Below are 17,374 nucleotides of genomic sequence, written 5' to 3'. Positions count from 1 at the left end.
GCGGGGGCCTTTCGGAGGTGAGTCAGGGTGAGGTGGGGCGGGGTGACGCGGGAGGTCAGCCGGGTGCGGCCAGGCGCTGTACCGCCGACATCGGTACCGGAAGCCAGTCCGGGCGGTGCCGTGCCTCGTACACCACCTCGTACACCGCCTTGTCCGTCTCGTACGCCCGCAGCAGTACGGGATCGGTACGGGGGTCCCGGCCGGCGGTCTCCGCGTATCCGGCGCAGTACGCGGCCCGGCACAGCGCCGCCCAGCCGGGCGGCCGGGGGTGGAGCGAGTGGGCCGCGTAGTCGAAGGAGCGGAGCATGCCCGCGATGTCCCGGGCCGGCGGCTGCGGCAGTCGCCGTTCCGCGAGCGACTTGGACGGCTCGCCCTCGAAGTCGATCAGCGACCACTCCCCGGACGGAGAGCGCAGGCACTGCCCGAGGTGCAGATCGCCGTGGATGCGCTGGGCCGTCCAGGTCTGGCCCTCGGCGGCGAGGTCGGCCAGTGCCTCGTACGCCGAGCGCAGGCCGGACGCGTACGGGTGGAGGGCCGGTACCGCCTGGACCGCCGCGTCCAGGCGGTCGATCATGCCGTCGACCAGCGGACGCAGCTGCGCGTGGCCCAGCGTCACGGTGGGCAGGGCGCGGGCGAGCGCCATGTGGACCTCGGCGGTGGCCCGCCCCAGCGCCCGCGCCTCCGCGCTGAAGTCCTCCCCCTTGGCCAGCTCGCGCAACGCCAGCTCCCAGCCGTCGGCGGCACCCCGCACGAAGGGCTGGAGGACGCCGAGTACGTAACTGTCCTCGGCGTTCAGTTCCGCGTCGGGGTCGGTCGCCCCGGTGGCGTCGGTGTGTATCCACGCCACCGGGGCCGGTACCCGGGGGCAGCCCTCGCGGGCCAGCGCCAGCGGCAGTTCCAGGTCGGGGTTGACACCCGGTACGACCCGGCGGAGCAGCTTCAGGATGAACGTATCGCCGTAGATGATCGACGAGTTGGACTGCTCCGCGGTCACCACCCGGGCCACCAGCCCCGCCGGTATCTCGCTCTCACCGTCGTCCCCGGCCGCGCCCTTGTCGTCCTCGTCCCCGTCGCCGTGACGGTCGAAGCGCAGCGCGCCGATCCGGGCCCGGGTCCGCATCGCCTCCAGGAGCACTTCGGCCGGCCGGGCGTCGTACAGGGCGTCGTACACCGTCCGTCCGGTCAGCGGGCCCAGGTCAGCATGTCCGATCAGCGCGGGCGCCAGCCGGGGCGGCAGCGCCTCGCGCGCGCCTATGAGGAGCTGGTAGCAGTCTCCGGGGCCCTGCAGTGCGGGCTGATGAGCGCGTACGAGGAGGTGGTACAGGCCGAGCTGTGTGGTGACCGGCAGTAGTTCGGTGGCCGCCACCAGGGAGAAGTCGGTGACCGGACGTCCCTTGCCGGCGAACCAGCGCTGTCTCGGCAGCCATTCGCGCAGCAGTGGGTCCAGGGACGTGAGGAGGTCGGGACTGGTCGTGGCGGAGCGGGTGATGGCTTCCGACATGGCGTCTCGTCCTTTCCCCAGGGGCGGGGTGTGACTGTTGCGTGCCCCGGGCGGGACGGGAGAAACCGGCCCGCCGGGGTTCGGCACGTACGACCGTGTACGTCCAGGTAGGACCATTATCTACCCGGCTATCTACCCGGCGTCCTTCGCGTCCTTCCGCAGCCGGAACCAGTAGAAGCCGTGGCCTGCGAGGGTGAGGAGGTAGGGGAGTTCGCCGATGGCGGGGAAGCGGACTCCGCCGATCAGCTCGACCGGGTGTGCGCCGCTGAAGGCGCGGAGGTCGAGTTCGGTGGGCTGGGCGAAGCGGGAGAAGTTGTGGACGCACAGGACGAGGTCGTCCTTGTGTTCGCGCAGGAAGGCGATGACGGCGGGGTTGGAGGAGGGGAGTTCGGTGTAGGAGCCGAGGCCGAAGGCGGGGTTCTGTTTGCGGATCTCGATCATGCGCCGGGTCCAGTGCAGGAGCGAGGACGGGGACGACATGGAGGCTTCGACGTTGGTGACCTGGTAGCCGTAGACGGGGTCCATGATCGTGGGCAGGACGAGGCGGCCGGGGTCGCAGGAGGAGAAGCCCGCGTTGCGGTCGGGGGTCCATTGCATGGGGGTGCGGACGGCGTCGCGGTCGCCGAGCCAGATGTTGTCGCCCATGCCGATCTCGTCGCCGTAGTAGAGGATCGGTGAGCCGGGCAGGGACAGCAGGAGAGCGGTGAACAGTTCGATCTGGTTGCGGTCGTTGTCCAGGAGCGGGGCCAGGCGCCTCCTGATCCCGATGTTGGCGCGCATGCGGGGGTCCTTGGCGTATTCGGCCCACATGTAGTCGCGTTCCTCGTCGGTGACCATTTCGAGGGTGAGCTCGTCGTGGTTGCGCAGGAAGATGCCCCACTGGCAGTTCGACGGGATCGCGGGGGTTTTCGCGAGGATCTCGGAGACCGGGTAGCGCGACTCACGGCGGACGGCCATGAAGATGCGGGGCATGACGGGGAAGTGGAACGCCATGTGGCATTCGTCGCCGCCGCTGCTGTAGTCGCCGAAGTAGTCGACGACGTCCTCGGGCCACTGGTTCGCCTCCGCCAGCAACACCGTGTCCGGGTAGTGGGCGTCGATCTCCTTGCGCACGTGCTTGAGGAAGTCGTGCGTCGCCGGGAGGTTCTCGCAGTTGGTGCCCTCGGCCTGGTAGAGGTAGGGGACCGCGTCCAGCCGGAAACCGTCGATGCCCAGGTCGAGCCAGAACCGCAGCGCGGAGATGATCTCCTCCTGCACGGCCGGGTTCTCGTAGTTGAGGTCCGGCTGGTGGGAGAAGAAGCGGTGCCAGAAGTATTCCTTGCGGACCGGGTCGAAGGTCCAGTTGGAGGCTTCGGTGTCGACGAAGATGATGCGGGCGTCCTGGTACTGGTCGTCCTTCTTGGCCCACACGTAGTAGTCGCCGTAGGGGCCTTCGGGGTCGTTCCTTGACTCCTGGAACCACGGGTGCTGGTCGCTGGTGTGGTTCATGACGAAGTCGATGATGACGCGCATGCCGCGTTGGTGGGCGGCGTCGACGAACTCGACGAAGTCGGCGAGGTCGCCGAACTCGGGGAGGACGGCGGTGTAGTCGGAGACGTCGTAGCCGCCGTCACGCAGGGGTGACTTGAAGAAGGGGGGCAGCCACAGGCAGTCGATGCCGAGCCACTGGAGGTAGTCGAGTTTGGCGGTGAGGCCTTTGAGGTCGCCGACTCCGTCGCCGTTGCTGTCCTGGAAGGAACGGACGAGGACCTCGTAGAAGACGGCGCGTTTGAACCACTCGGGGTCCCGGTCCTTGGCGGGAGTGTCCTCGAAGGTGTCCGGGACAGGCTCATTGACGATCATGTGGTGGGTGACCCTCCGATCTGCGGGGTGGACGGTCGCAGGACGGTCAGGATGTGCGCGGGGCGCGTACCCGGTTCCAGGCGCACATAGTTCGTCCTGCCCCATTGGTAGGTCTCGCCGGTGAGCTCGTCGCGCACAGGCAAGGACTCGTGCCAGTCCAGGCCGAGTTGCGGCATGTCCAACGAGACCGTCGCTTCCTGGGTGTGGTGCGGGTCGAGGTTCGCGACCACCAGAACCGTGTTCGATCCCCGGCGCTTCGAGTAGACGATCACCGCCTCCTGGTCCGCGTCGTGGAAATGGAGATCACGCAGTTGCCGCAGGGCCGGGCTGCGCCGCCGGATCGCGTTGAGCGTGCCGATCAACGGCGCGATGCTGCGTCCGTCACGCTCCGCCGACTCCCAGTCACGGGTACGCAGCTGGTATTTCTCGGAGTCCAGGTATTCCTCGCTGCCCTCGCGCAGGGGGGCGTTCTCGCACAGTTCGTAGCCGCTGTAGACGCCCCAGGTGGGTGAGAGCGTCGCGGCCAGCACGGCCCGCACCTCGAACGCCGGACGGCCGCCCCGCTGAAGATACTCGTGCAGGATGTCGGGGGTGTTGACGAAGAAATTCGGCCGCATGTACGCCGCCGCCTCACCCGACAGCTCGGTGAGGTACTCGGTGAGCTCGGGCTTGGTGGTGCGCCAGGTGAAGTAGGTGTACGACTGCTGGAAGCCGACCTGGGCCAGCGTGTGCATCATCGCCGGCCGGGTGAACGCCTCCGCCAGGAAGATCACGTCCGGGTCGCTGCCGTTGATCTCCGCGATCACCCGCTCCCAGAACACGACCGGCTTGGTGTGCGGGTTGTCGACCCGGAAGATCCGCACCCCGTGTGCCATCCAGTGCCGCAGCACCCGCACCGTCTCGGCGACCAGCCCCGGCAGGTCGGCGTCGAAGGCGATGGGATAGATGTCCTGGTACTTCTTCGGCGGGTTCTCCGCGTACGCGATCGTCCCGTCCGGGCGGTGATGGAAGAACTGCGGATACTTCCGCACCCACGGATGGTCCGGCGAGCACTGCAGCGCGAAGTCCAGCGCCACCTCCAGCCCGTGCCGGGCCGCCTCCGCGACGAAGAAGGCGAAGTCCTCCACCGTGCCCAGATCCGGGTGCACGGCGTCGTGCCCGCCCGCCTCGGAACCGATCGCCCACGGCACCCCCACATCCTCCGCCGACGCGGACAGGGTGTTGTTGGGGCCCTTGCGGAAGGTGTGCCCGATCGGATGGATCGGCGGCAGGTACAGGACGTCGAAACCCATCGCGGCGATCGCCGGGAGCCGCCGCGCCGCCGTCCGGAACGTCCCGTGCGGCTGCTCCGGCGTCCCCTCCGAACGCGGGAAGAACTCGTACCACGCCCCGTACAGGGCCCGCTCCCGCTCCACCACCAGCGCCAACGGCTCACTCGACGTCACCAGCTCACGCAACGGATGCCGACGCAGCACCTTGTCCACCGCCGGGGTGAGGGCAGCCGACAGGCGGGCCGTCGCCGGGCGTCCGACATCCCGGAGGGCCTCGGCGGCGGCCAGGATCACGTCCCGTTTGCCCTTGTTCTTCGGTACGCCGGCGGCGGCACGCTCGTAGAGCTGCGCGCCTTCCTCCAGCACCAGCTCTGTGTCGATCCCGGCCGGGATCTTGATGCCCGCGTGATGCCGCCAGGTGCTGATCGGGTCGCCCCACGCCTCCACGGTGTACGTCCAGTCACCGGGCGCGTCGGCCTCGACGGTGGCGCCCCAGCGGTCGGTGCCCGGCGCCAGCTCGCGCATCGGCGTCCAGCGGCCGGGGCGGCCCTTCGGGTCGCGGAGCACGACGTTGGCGGCGACCGCGTCATGGCCCTCGCGGAAGACCGTGGCCGAGACCTCGAAGGCCTCACCGACCACCGCCTTCGCCGGCCGGCGCCCGCCCGTGACGAGGGGCCGGACGTCCAGGACGGGGATACGGCCGACCGCGGTGCCGGTGACGGCGGGGCCGGGCGGGGCGCTCTGGGGGGCCGGGGCCGGTTTCGTGGCCGGAGGGGTGGTGGCGGAGCGGGTGTCCGACGCCGGTTGGCCGGAGACGGGCGGTGTGGCCGGGGCGAGCTTGCCCGTGAGCGAGGGCGTGCCTGAGGTCGGCTTCCCCTTGGCGGAGCGTGCGTCGGGGGGTGGCTCCGGGGCGGTGGTCCGGGTGGCGGACGGGGTCCCCAGGGCGGGTTTGCCCGTGAGGGGAGGGGTGTCCGATGCCGGTTTGCCGGTGGCCGAGGGCGTGCCCGGGGCCGGCCTGTCCTTGGCGGGGCGTGTGTCGCCGGCCGTTGGGCCGGGGGCGGAGGGTTGTTCCGGGGCGGCGGACGGGGTCTCCGGGGCCGGTTTGCCGGTGGCCGAGGGCGTGCCTGGGGCCGGCCTGCCCTTGGCGGGGCGTGCGTCGCGGGCCGTCGGACCGGCGTCGGGGGAGGCCTCCGGGGCCGTGGGCCGGGTGGCCGACGGGGGGCCCGGGGCCGGAGAGGGTGTTTCCGGGGTGGCCGCTGGGACGGTGGTGTCCGTGGGGCGTATCGGGGGTGTGTCGGACGTGGGTGTCGGGGGTGGTGACGAGTGGTGCGTGGCGGGCATTACCGCTCCTGTCCGCGTCAACGTGGGTGGGCGGATGGATGTGGGGGAGGGTGTCCTGCGTGGTGTACCCCGGTCGTGTACCGGGGGAGCCTTCCCACCCTATTCGGGTAGGCAATCCGGCACTTTGCCAACTACTCACGCGTATGTCCGCACCCAGGATCAGCCAGGTCGGCGAACGATGTCGGCCCCGTCCGGTGGACGGGGCCGACAACGCCACAGTGCTCCTAGGGAAGCGGTGTCCGCAGGAGTTTGTTCGGTGAACCGGCCTTCTTGTCGGAGACTTTCCCGGACGTCGCCAGAGCCTTCAGCGCCTTGGCGACCTGTGCCGGACTGGATTTCGGTTGTTCCGCCAAGTAGAGGGCCGCCGCGCCCGCCACATGCGGCGCCGCCATCGACGTACCGGAATAGGTCACCCGGCCGGTGTCACTGGCGTACGACGCCGAGGTGATTGAGACACCCGGGGCGAACAGGTCGAGAGCCGGTCCCCAGTTCGAGAAGTCGGCCCGGGCGTCCGTCGGCCCGGTCGCGCCGACCGTGATCGCCTCCTTGACGCCCGCCGGCGAGTAGGCCTCCGCCGGCTCCCCGGCGTTCCCGGCGGCGACCGTGTAGGTCACCGCGGACGCGATCGAGTTCCGTACGGCCGTGTCCAGCCGGGTGTTGCGGTAGCCGCCGAGGCTGAGATTGGCGACAGCGGGTTTCCCGGCGTGTCTCGTCACCCAGTCGATACCCGCGATGACCTGCGCCGTCGTACCGCTGCCCGCGTCGTCGAGGACGCGTACGGAGACGACCCTGGCCTTCTTCGCGACGCCCAGGGCCGAGCCCGCGATCGTCGCCGCGACATGCGTGCCGTGGCCGTTTCCGTCGCCGGCCCGTCTGTCGTCGCCGACGAAGTCCCAGCCGTAGCTCGCCCGCCCGCCGAAGTCCTTGTGCGAGATACGGATACCGGTGTCGATCACGTACACCGTGACACCCGTGCCCGCCGACCTCGGCCAGGTGTAGCCGCCGTCGAGCGGCAGTCCGGCCTGGTCGATCCGGTCCAGGCCCCAGGACGGCGGGATCCGCCGGCCGCGTTCGCGGGCGCCGTCGTACGTGATCCGGGTGTCCTGGGCGACCGAGGCCACGCGGGAGTCCGCCGCGAGGCGCCTGGCCTGTTTCTCGTCGGCCCGCACGGCGTAGCCGTTGAGGACGGTGCTGTAGGTGTGGCTTATTTTCGCCCCGTACTTCGCGGCGAGTCTCCTGCCGTCCGCCGACGGAGCCGCCGTACCTCCCTTGAGTGTCACCAGGTAGCTTCCGCCGACGGAGCCGGGTGCGCCGGCGCCGGCTATGCGGCCCTCCGGGGCGGCCTGCGCGGGTGCGGTGACCGAGAGCACCGAGAGCGTGGCCACCGCGGTCAGGCCCGCCGCCCAGCGCAGATGTCCGGTACGCGTCCGTTTCATGCTGGGAGTTCCCCCTCCTCGGCCACCGGCGTCCGGCGGCCTTGGGGGCAGCCTCTCGTGCGGGGAGAAGTGTCACAAGGTGGCCTACGGGGGTGGAATCGGCCATATCGGCAGTCGGCCCTGACGGGGGCGCGCAACACGCGCCATGGTTCCCGCGCTCCCTCACCGATACCGTCAAGGGGATGATGACGGGACGCACACGGTCGTGCGTCCCGGTACATACAGGTTTGATAAGGCACGACCACCGAGGTGGAATGTGAAGGCGATCCGTCGGTTCACCGTCCGTCCCGTTCTCCCTGAGCCCCTCCGGCCGCTCAGTGACCTGGCCCGCAATCTGCGCTGGTCCTGGCATGCGGAGACCCGTGAACTCTTCCAGTCCGTCGACCCCGAGCGCTGGACCGACTCGGAGTGCGACCCCGTACGGCTTCTGGGCAGCCTCTCGCCCGAGCGGCTCACCGAGCTCGCCGAGGACCACCGCTTCCTGCGCCGCCTCACCGCGGTCGCCGACGACCTGCACGACTACGTCACCGGCACCCGCTGGTACCAGGCGCAGAATCAGGGGCAGGGGGGTGAACTTCCCGCCGCCGTCGCGTATTTCTCTCCCGAGTTCGGTATCACGGCTGCCCTGCCGCAGTACTCCGGGGGCCTCGGCATCCTCGCCGGGGACCATCTGAAATCGGCCAGCGACCTCGGCGTACCGCTGATCGGCGTCGGACTCATGTACCGGCACGGCTACTTCCGCCAGTCGCTCTCCCGGGACGGCTGGCAGCAGGAGCACTATCCGGTCCTCGACCCCAACGAACTCCCCGTCGCCCTTCTCAAGGAATCCGACGGCTCCGCGGCCCAGGTATCCCTGGCCCTGTCCGGCGGCCGGTCGCTGCGGGCCCGGATCTGGCTGGCCCAGGTGGGCCGGGTGCCTCTCCTCCTCCTCGACTCGGACGTGGAGGAGAACGACCTCGGCGAGCGGGGTGTCACGGACCGGCTGTACGGGGGCGGCAGCGAGCACCGGCTGCTCCAGGAGATGCTGCTCGGCATAGGAGGAGTGCGCGCGGTCCGGACGTACTGTCGTCTGACCGGTCACCCCGCCCCCGAGGTGTTCCACACCAACGAGGGCCACGCGGGCTTCCTCGGCCTGGAGCGGATCGCCGAACTCGGCGACGAGGGGCTGGACTTCGACGCGGGACTGGAAACGGTCCGCGCGGGGACGGTCTTCACGACCCACACGCCCGTCCCGGCCGGCATCGACCGCTTCGACCGCGAACTGGTCGCCCGCCACTTCGGCCCCGACGCCGAACTCCCGCGCATCGACGTGGAACGCGTGCTGAGCCTGGGCATGGAGACGTACCCGGGCGGCGAGGCCAACCTCTTCAACATGGCCGTGATGGGCCTGCGGCTGGGCCGTCAGGCAAATGGTGTGTCCCTCCTCCACGGTCAGGTGAGCCGGGAGATGTTCGCGGGGCTGTGGCCGGGCTTCGACCCGGCCGAGGTTCCGATCACCTCGGTCACCAACGGTGTGCACGCGCCCACCTGGGTCGCGCCGGAGGTGTTCAGGCTCGGTGCCCGTCAGATCGGCGCGGAGCGCACCGAGGACGCGCTGACGGTCGGCGGCTCGGACCGGTGGGACGCGGTCGCGGACATCGCCGACCAGGACATCTGGGAGCTACGACGGTCCCTGCGTGAGCAGTTGGTGGTGGAGGTACGGGAGCGGCTGCGGGCGTCCTGGCGGCAACGCGGCGCGGGTACGGCGGAGTTGGGCTGGATCGACGGGGTGCTCGACCCGGACGTCCTGACCATCGGATTCGCGCGCCGTGTCCCCTCGTACAAACGCCTGACCCTGATGCTGCGCGACCGCGACCGGCTGCTGGATCTGCTCCTCCACCCGGAACGGCCGATCCAGATCGTCATCGCGGGCAAGGCGCACCCCGCGGACGACGGCGGCAAGCGGCTGATCCAGGAGCTGGTGCGCTTCGCGGACGACCCGCGCGTCCGCCATCGCATCGTCTTCCTCCCGGACTACGGCATGGCCATGGCGCAGAAGCTGTACCCGGGCTGCGACATCTGGCTCAACAACCCCCTGCGGCCCCTGGAGGCGTGCGGCACGAGCGGTATGAAGGCGGCGCTGAACGGCTGCCTCAACCTCTCGGTTCTGGACGGCTGGTGGGACGAATGGTTCCAGCCCGACTTCGGCTGGGCGATCCCCACGGCGGACGGCGTCGCGGGCACGAACCCCGACCACCGGGACGACGTGGAGGCCGCGGCCCTGTACGACCTGCTGGAGCAGCGAGTCACCCCGCGCTTCTACGAGCACGGCGAGACGGGCCTGCCCGACCGCTGGATCGAGATGGTCCGCGAGACCCTGACCCACCTGGGCCCGAAGGTCCTGGCCGGCCGTATGGTCCGCGAGTACGTGGAACGCCTGTATGCCCCCGCGGCCCGTGCACACCGCACCATGACCCCGGACACGGCAAGGGAGTTGGCGACCTGGAAGTCCCGGGTCCGCTCCGCCTGGCACACGGTGACGGTCGACCATGTGGAGACCTCGGCGGCGACCGCCCCCGCGCTGACGGCGGAACTGGGGAGCACACTCTCGCTCCGCGTGCGGGTGGGGCTCGGTGGCTTGGCTCCGGACGACGTCGAGGTCCAGGCGGTCTCGGGGCGGGTCGACTCGCAGGACAGCATCACCGACGCGACGACGGTGCCACTGAAGGCGGTCGGCGGGCCGGACGCGGAAGGGCGCTGGCAGTACGAAGGGCCGCTGTCCCTGCACCGGACGGGGCCCTACGGATACACGGTGCGGATTCTGCCGGCGCACCGGCTGCTGGCGTCCGGCGCGGAGATGGGGCTGGTGGCGGTGCCCTCGGAGGACCTGGTGGAGGGGGCGGGGGTTCTGATGCGGTGACCTCTGGTCCTGACCGGTGGTGACCGCTTGTCACTGGTCCTGGCGACAGGTCAGGACCAGTTCCACGCCTGGTTGGGGTTGCCCGCGCAGCTCCACCCCTGTGTCGCCCGGCCCTCCTGCCCGGACGTGGCGGCCTCCGCGTCCAGGCAGAAGCCGTCCGGGACGCTGATCAGTGACTGGCCGGCGTTCTCGCCGGCGTCGCCGAGCTGCCAGTGCTGGGCGCTCAGGCCGTCACAGGCCCTGGCGTGGATCTTCTGGCCGTTCTGGGCGGCGGTGGCCGCGTCGGCGTCCAGGCAGTGGTGGTTGCCCTGGTTGACGACGAGGTACGTGGCGGCCGGACCGGGCACGCGGTACAGGGCCCACTTCTGGGCGGACGTGCCCTTGCAGGTCCACACCCCGACGGTCGGGCTGTTGCGGGCATCGAGGCATCGGGCGATCAGGGCGCCGTTGTTCTCGGTCACCGTCAGTGAACCGGTGCGGACCGGCCCGCGGGCCGTGGCGTACAGGGCTTCCTTGGTCTGGGCGCCGACCCTGCCGTCCACGGTGGTCCCGGCCTCCGCCTGGAAGGCCTTCACCGCGGCCAGGGTCTGCTGCCCGAACCGGCCGTCCACCGTGACGTACAGGCCGTGGCCGCCGAGGAGGAGTTGCAGGGCCTCCACGCAGTCGCTGGCGGCGCCCGACGCGAGTTCCGTTGCACACGCGGCGGACCGGAGATCCAGCGTCGCGGGGTTCCGGTCGATCGTCGGGCTCGACTCCGGCTGTGGTGTTCGGCCGTCCGGCTTCGAGGGGGTGGGTGCGACCGCGTTGCGTGGGGCGGCGGATGCGGTCTGCGTCACGGACGGGGATGTCTCCGGCTCCGCGGCGGCCGGCGTACCGCTGCCGGCGCCGGTGTCTGCGGCGGTTGTCGTCCGGTCGTCGTCCAGTCCCCGGAGTGCCAGGGTGACGCCCCCGGCGGCCAGGAGCACTGCCGTGGCGACGGCAACTGCCGTCACCTTCCCGCGATTTCCGCGTCTTGCGGGTGTGGCGGGCGGGGCCGGCGGGGCGGGTTCGGCGGCCCGGGGCGGTGCTTCGGGAAGGGCCTTCGGTCTGGGCCTGTTCGTGGGTGACGGTGCCGGCACCGGCGCCGACATCTGATGCCCGATGGCCGTCCTGAACACCGTCTCCGGCAGGGGGCGCCGCTCCGGATCCTTGTCCAGGCAGGTGCGGATGAACGCGGCGAGTTCCGCGTCGACGGTCCCCACCTGGTCGAGGATCTCCTCGCGGGGCGGCTCGAAGGCCACCCCGAAGAGGACGTCGACGCCCGTCCCCTCACCGAACGGCGCGTGCCCCGTGACGGCGTACGTCAGGGTGGAGGCCAGCGAGAAGACGTCGGAGGCGGCGGTCACCTCGCGGCCCCTCGCCTGTTCCGGGGACATGTAGGCGGGCGTTCCGACGTTCTGGCCCGTGGCGGTGATCGCGGTGCCGTCGGGGGACTGGACGACGCCGAAGTCGATGACGCGGGCACCGTCGGCGCCCAGGATCACGTTGGACGGCTTGAGGTCGCGATGGACGAGCCCCGCCTGCCAGATGGACTCGATCGCGCGCCCCACGTCGGCCAGCAGCCGCCAGGCCGACGCCGGGTCGATCGGTCCGCGCGCGTTGACGACGTCGGCGAGGGTGGGCCCCGGTATGTACTCGGTGGCGACCCAGACCAGGTCCTCCTCGCAGCCGCTGCCCAGCAGCCGCACGATGTGCGCGCCCTGGATGCTGTCCAGCGCGCCGACCTCCCGCTCGAAACGCCTCCGGAAGAGCGGGTCCTCCGCGTACTCGGGCCGGATCACCTTCACGGCGGCCAGGCCCGTCCCGCCGGTGGTGTTCCGGCCCAGATAGACCCGGCCCATGCCGCCGGCGCCGAGCACCGACTCCAGCAGGTAGGGGCCGGCCTGCCTCGGATCGTTCCTGCGCAGCGGGACCACGGGAGGCGGTTCCATACCGGCCGCCGCGTAGGCCAACTCTTCGGTGCGGCTGCGGTGTTGGGGTGGCATGTGGGCCCTGGTCTCTCGGGTGGCACGGGTGACCGAGAGATTAGCGCAGCACGCCTGTGCGAAACGGGGAGTTGGACCGGTTCCGCGGACAGGAATGCGCGCAGCCGCCGGCCTGTCACAGCCTGCGTGAGTCCGCGTCAGCGCAAGTCGGTGCGCGTCAGTCCTCTTCGTATCCCCCGCACAGCCGCCGCAGCACCACCCCGCACCGCCGTGCGTAGGCATGCTGCAACCCGCGTGTCGCGGGCCCGCCCGCCTTGGCGTACCACTTCGCCGGGCGGCTGAACGCGCTGATCGTCAGCCACACCGTGCCGTCGCCCGTGCGGTCCACGACGAAGGACTCCTCGCCGCACTCCGGGTGACCGGCCAGGGTGCCGTACGCCCAGCCGGCGCGGCGGTATTCCTCCACCGTCCAGACCACGCGACAGGGGGCCTTGATGACACCGGCGAGGGTGACGGTCACATCGACGTCCGGGGCCGCCCGTTCGGAGGTGGCTTCGATGCCCACGCCCATCGCCCGGTGCATCTCCCAGGTGAGGACGGCCTCGGCGGCGCGCCGGAAGACCTCCTCGCCCTCGCCGAGGCGGGTGCGCACCTGCATGGGGTGGAAACCGGGCGGGCAACGGAAGCCGCGCTCGCGGGTCGCGCCGACGTCCGCGTACGTGAAGGACATGGGGCCCAAGGGTAGGGCGGGGGGTACGCGCGGCTGTGCGGCGGGGTGCGGGATTCGGACGCACGTACGGCGGGGCGGTACCCGGAAATGCCTCCGTTCCGGGTACCGCCCCGCCGGTCAGCTGCTCACCCGCCGCTCATGCCGAGCGGCGCGTGTCACGCGTCACGCGGTGACGTTGACCGCGGCCCAGGCCGCGTTCACGGCCGCGTACTCCGTGCTGCTGGCGCCGTACAGGGCCGAGGCCGCCGACAGGGTCGCCGTGCGGGCGCCCTTGTAGTTGGTCGTCGACGTCATGTACGTGGTCAGCGCCTTGTACCAGATCTGGACGGCCTTGGCGCGGCCGATACCCGTGATCGTGGAGCTGTTGTAGGTCGGGGAGTTGTAGCTGACCCCGTTGATGGTCTTCGAACCGCTGCCCTCGGAGAGAAGGTAGAAGAAGTGGTTCGCGGGACCGGAGGAGTAGTGGACGTCGAGGTTCTTGACCGTCGACGACCAGTAGTTGGCCGAGCCGCCGTCCTTGCTGGGCTGGTCCATGTAACGCAACGGCGAGCCGTCGCCGTTGATGTCGATCTTCTCGCCGATGAGGTAGTCACCGACGTCGGAGGTGTTCGCCGCGTAGAACTCGACGGCCGTGCCGAAGATGTCGGACGTCGCCTCGTTCAGGCCACCGGACTCACCGCTGTAGTTCAGGCCCGCCGTGTTGGCGGTGACGCCGTGGGTCATCTCGTGGCCCGCCACGTCCAGCGAGGTCAGCGGGCTCACGTTGCCCTCGCCGTCGCCGTACGTCATGCAGAAGCAGCTGTCGTCCCAGAAGGCGTTGACGTACGCGTTGCCGTAGTGGACGCGGGAGTAGGCGGCGACACCGTTGTTCTTGATGCCGGAGCGGCCGAACGTGTCCTTGTAGAAGTCCCACGTCTTCTGCGCGCCGTACGCGGCGTCGACGGCCGCGGTCTGGTCGGTGGTCGAGCTGGACGCCGCGCCGGTGCCCCAGGTGTCGTCGGCGTCGGTGAACAGGGTGCCGGCGGACGTGGTGGTGGCGTGCGCCTTGTTGTACGTCTTGTGGCCGCCGCGCGTGCCGTCGGTCAGCTGGTACGTCGAGCCCGACAGCGTCGTGCTCAGCGAGACTGTGCCCGAGTACAGGCTCTTGCCGGTGCCGGTCTCGATGCCCTGGTACTCGTACAGCTTCTTGCCGGTGGCCGCGTCGGTGATGACGTGCAGCTCGTTCGGGGTGCCGTCCTCCTGGAGGCCGCCGACGACGGTCTCGTAGGCGAGGGTCGGGGTGCCCGAGGCGGCCCAGATCACCTTGCGGGGGGCGTTGGACGCCGCCGACTTGGTGGATCCGGCCTTCTTGGCGAGCGTGACGGCCTGCTTCTCGACGGCGGCCGTGGTGACCTCGGGGGTGAGGTCGGTGACCTTGATGGCGGCGTTGTTCGCTCTGGTCACGCCCTTGGTCACACCGGCCGCGTTCTCGTGCACGACGAGGTCGCCGCCGAGGACCGGGAGGCCCGCGTAGGTGCGCTCGTAGCGGGTGTGCAGCGTGCCGTCGGCGTCCTTGAGGACGTCACGGACGACGAGCTTCTCCTTCGCGCCGAGGCCTATCTCGTCGGCGGTCGCCGGGGCTTCGGCGGCGGCTTCCTTGATGAGGGCCGTGCGGGCGGCGGGGGACAGCGTCACCGGGACGGCGGAGACCTTGGCCTGGGTCCCGGCCGGCTCGCTCTGCGCGGAGGCACCGGTGGTCAGACCGGTGGTGATGAGGGCTCCGGCCGCGACGGCGGTGGCGATGGCGAGCGTGGTGCGCTTGTGACGCGCGTAGAGGGGGGTCACGCGAACTCCTTTTGTGGGGGTTCCGGGCGGTCTTGGGGTGATCGCCGGGAAGTGCTTGTGAAGTTGGAGTGCTGCTGCGGCGTGCGTTGGAAGAGTGACATTGGGGGCGCGTACATGTCAGGACCCCAAAGTGATGTTGGCCGAAAATCGACTGTCAGCCGAACGTTTCATGCATGTAACACGGTGCGATCGTGGTAAAGCGGGAACAAAGACCGGGCACAGTGCCAACAAACGCGCAGTACAAGGGCCGCAAAGGCAGCGCCGCCCCGGGGAGTTGATCCACCGGGGCGGCGCCCTGCCGCTGACAGGTCCTGAACGGGGCTCCAACGGGCCCTGGATCGCTGTGTGTTCAGGCTGACGGGAAGGTGATCTTCCAGCCGTTGATCTTGCCCGTGTCCTGCGCCGCCTTGTCCTGGACCCTCAACTGCCAGGTCCCGTTGGCGACCTCGGAGGAGGCGTTGACCGTGTAGGGCTCGGTCACGTTGTCCGCGGAGTCCGAGGAGCTGAACGGCTTCAGGTTGTAGACCGAGCCGTCCGGCGCCACCAGGTCGACGACCAGGTCGCCGCGCCAGGTGTGCGTGATGTTCGGCGTGACCACCAGGTTGGTCGGCGCGTTGCCGGTGATGCCGGTGACCGCGAGCGACGAGGTCACGGCGGCACCGTTGTCCGGAATCGATACGACGGTCGTGGACTCGAAGGAGGTGCCGGTGCCACCGCCACCGCCGCCCGGACGCGTACCGACGTTGATACCGGCCCACGCGTTCTGCACGGCCGTGTACTCGGCGCTCGTCGTGCCGTACAGCTCACCGGTCGCCGCGAGGGTGCCGGTGCGGGCCGCCGCGTAGTTGGTGGTCGTCGTGAACTTCGTGCTGAGCGCGCGGAACCAGATCTTCTCCGCCTTGTCCCGGCCGATGCCGGTCACCGGGAGCCCGTCCGAGGTGGCCGAGTTGTAGCTGACGCCGTTGATGGTCTTGGCGCCGCTGCCCTCGCTCAGCAGGTAGAAGAAGTGGTTCGCCGGGCCGGACGAGTAGTGCACGTCCAGGTTGCCGACGCCCGAGTACCAACTGTCCGCCGAGCCGCCGTCCTTGCTCGGCTTGTCCATGTAACGCAGCGGCGTGCCGTCGCCGTTGATGTTGATCTCCTCGCCGATGAGGTAGTCACCGACGTCGGAGGAGTTGTTCGCGTAGAACTCGACCGCGGTGCCGAAGATGTCCGAGGTGGCCTCGTTGAGGCCGCCGGACTCACCGCTGTAGGTGAGGCCGGCCGTGTTGGCGGTGACGCCGTGCGTCATCTCGTGGCCGGCCACGTCGATCGAGGTCAGCGGGTTGGTGTTGCCCGACCCGTCGCCGTACGTCATGCAGAAGCAGCTGTCCTGCCAGAAGGCGTTGACGTAGGCGTTGCCGTAGTGGACGCGCGAGTACGCTCCCACGCCGTCGCCCTTGATGCCCGAGCGGCCCTGGACGTTCTTGTAGTAGTCCCAGGTGAGCGCCGCGCCGTAGTGGGCGTCGGCGCCGGCCGACTCCAGGTTGGACGCGAGGCCGTTGCCCCAGATGTCGTCCGGGCCCGAGAAGAGGGTGCCGGTGCCGGAGGTGCCGCGGTTCAGGTTGTACGTCTTGTGGCCGCCGCGCGCGCCGTCGGTCAGGTTGTACGTCGAACCCGACTGTGTGGTGGTGAGGGCGACCGCGCCGCTGTACACCGTGTTGCCGGTGCCGGTCTCGACGCCCTGGTACTCGAAGAGCTTCTTGCCGGTGGCCGCGTCGGTGATGACGTGCAGCTCGTTCGGGGTGCCGTCGTGCTGGAGGCCGCCGACGACCGTCTCGAACGCGAGCACCGGGGTACCGGAGCCGGCCCAGATGACCTTCCTGGGCTCCTTGCCGATCTTCGGGCTCTTCGACTCGGCCTTCGCGGCGGTCAGTGCCTGCTTCTCCGCCTTCGCGACGGGCAGCGAGGCCTTCGTCGTCGCCACCTTGATGGTGGCCCGGGCCGCCTTCACGACGCCTTCCGTGGCACCCGACTTGGCGGTGTCGACGATCAGGTCGCCGCCGAGGACGGGGAGTCCGTCGTATGTGCGCTCGTACCGCGTGTGCACGGTTCCGTCGCCGTCCTTGAGGACGTCACGGACGACGAGCTTCTCCTTGGCGCCCAGACCGAGTTCCCGGGCCGTCTCCACCTTGGTGGCGTTGGCCTCGGCCAGCAGTGCGGCGCGCTGTGCGGGGGACAGCTTGACGGACTCGGCGCCCGGTATGACCTTGCCCGCGGCCGACGGTGCCTTCTCCGGGGCCGCGGTGGCGGCACCGGACTGAACTGCCGCTGCCAGTAGGGCGGTTACCGCGACGAGGGCACCGGTGGCGACCCGTCGCTGCGTGGAGCGGGAGAACTCGGTGGAGGTGGCGTGGGGGGCGCGTCTGTGTGACTGGCGTCTCAACACTGACTCCTTCTGCGTGGCCACTGGTCGAGCGGCCAGGGGGGACCGAACGGTGTCGTCCGTCCGGGGCAGAACAGGTGCGTGCGGATGCGCGACGACGAACACAGCGGTGTTGCTGTGGAGTTGCTGTGAAGTCGCCGT

Annotated in this window: 9 protein-coding genes; 1 reads left to right on the top strand and 8 read right to left on the bottom strand. The window is 70.2% G+C overall.

All coding sequences use genetic code 11. From position 1 onward, the window contains the following. Positions 1–55 precede the first annotated feature (55 nt). The 4 genes from ACW4TU_RS12860 to ACW4TU_RS12845 all read right to left on the bottom strand — a co-directional run bounded on the left by ACW4TU_RS12860 (position 56) and on the right by ACW4TU_RS12845 (position 7,391). Positions 56–1,501 carry a maltokinase N-terminal cap-like domain-containing protein gene (locus tag ACW4TU_RS12860; protein WP_457427695.1) on the bottom strand — a complete coding sequence of 482 codons (1,446 nt, stop codon included), beginning with the start codon at positions 1,499–1,501 and terminating at the stop codon, positions 56–58. 132 nt (positions 1,502–1,633) lie between these two features. Continuing rightward, on the bottom strand, positions 1,634–3,343 hold the full coding sequence (gene treS, locus ACW4TU_RS12855; protein ID WP_457427693.1) for a maltose alpha-D-glucosyltransferase: 1,710 nt from the start codon (positions 3,341–3,343) through the stop codon (positions 1,634–1,636). Beyond that, positions 3,340–5,955, bottom strand: a complete 2,616-nt coding sequence (locus tag ACW4TU_RS12850) for an alpha-1,4-glucan--maltose-1-phosphate maltosyltransferase (protein ID WP_457427691.1) — start codon at positions 5,953–5,955, stop codon at positions 3,340–3,342. Before ACW4TU_RS12850 ends, treS begins: the two co-directional genes overlap by 4 nt. Before the next feature lie 224 nt (positions 5,956–6,179). Next, a complete protein-coding gene (locus tag ACW4TU_RS12845; protein ID WP_457427689.1) occupies positions 6,180–7,391 on the bottom strand; it encodes a S8 family peptidase in 1,212 nt (403 codons plus the stop codon). 256 nt (positions 7,392–7,647) lie between these two features. Here ACW4TU_RS12845 and glgP point away from each other — a divergent pair, with 256 nt between their 5' ends. Continuing rightward, positions 7,648–10,290, top strand: a complete 2,643-nt coding sequence (gene glgP / locus ACW4TU_RS12840) for an alpha-glucan family phosphorylase (protein WP_457427687.1) — start codon at positions 7,648–7,650, stop codon at positions 10,288–10,290. 50 nt (positions 10,291–10,340) lie between these two features. On the opposite strand, the gene ACW4TU_RS12835 is transcribed toward glgP, so the two are convergent. From ACW4TU_RS12835 to ACW4TU_RS12820, 4 genes are all read right to left on the bottom strand, one after another. Continuing rightward, complete coding sequence (locus ACW4TU_RS12835) at positions 10,341–12,314, bottom strand: protein kinase domain-containing protein (protein WP_457427686.1); 1,974 nt, start codon at positions 12,312–12,314, stop codon at positions 10,341–10,343. A gap of 157 nt (positions 12,315–12,471) precedes the next feature. After that, a complete protein-coding gene (locus tag ACW4TU_RS12830) occupies positions 12,472–12,984 on the bottom strand; it encodes a DUF1990 domain-containing protein (RefSeq protein ID WP_457427684.1) in 513 nt (170 codons plus the stop codon). A gap of 162 nt (positions 12,985–13,146) precedes the next feature. Then, positions 13,147–14,808: a M4 family metallopeptidase gene (locus tag ACW4TU_RS12825; protein ID WP_457427682.1), complete on the bottom strand. Its 1,662-nt coding sequence runs from the start codon at positions 14,806–14,808 to the stop codon at positions 13,147–13,149. Positions 14,809–15,157: 349 nt separating this feature from the next. Then, on the bottom strand, positions 15,158–17,236 hold the full coding sequence (locus tag ACW4TU_RS12820; RefSeq protein ID WP_457427680.1) for a M4 family metallopeptidase: 2,079 nt from the start codon (positions 17,234–17,236) through the stop codon (positions 15,158–15,160). Between the last annotated feature and the right edge of the window lie 138 nt (positions 17,237–17,374).

It is taken from the genome of Streptomyces kryoterrae (assembly GCF_054072135.1).
Note: the sequence above shows the minus strand (reverse complement) of the source record. Positions and strands in the feature narration are given on the sequence as shown.